We start from the raw sequence: 238 nt of genomic DNA on the forward strand, positions 1-238 counted from the left end.
GTCCCATGTTGTCTGGCTTTTGCCGCCATTCAGGCTATCCCCTTCGGTTTGCAGCGCCGAGCAGGCACTGCCCCACCAGAAGTTTTCTGGAAAACGGTATCGCATTATCTTGCTCCTTGATGTATTTCACTTCCCTACACAATAGGCGATTTTGCTAAACAGAAACCGGTTACAGCGCTCGTTTTTCAATACGATAGTTACAAATCCGGGCATTCAACTTTGCCCAACGCTTCCCAGT

The 238-nt window shown here is 48.7% G+C and carries 1 protein-coding gene; it reads right to left on the reverse strand.

The genetic code is table 11. From position 1 onward, the window contains the following. Positions 1-105, reverse strand: a 105-nt coding sequence (locus FDX22_RS21530; RefSeq protein WP_146717750.1) for a family 1 glycosylhydrolase, incomplete at its 3' end; no start/stop codon positions are given. Positions 106-238: the final 133 nt, after the last annotated feature.

The sequence above is a fragment of the Citrobacter sp. TBCS-14 genome (genome assembly GCF_005280805.1).
Classification (GTDB): domain Bacteria; phylum Pseudomonadota; class Gammaproteobacteria; order Enterobacterales; family Enterobacteriaceae; genus Citrobacter; species Citrobacter gillenii.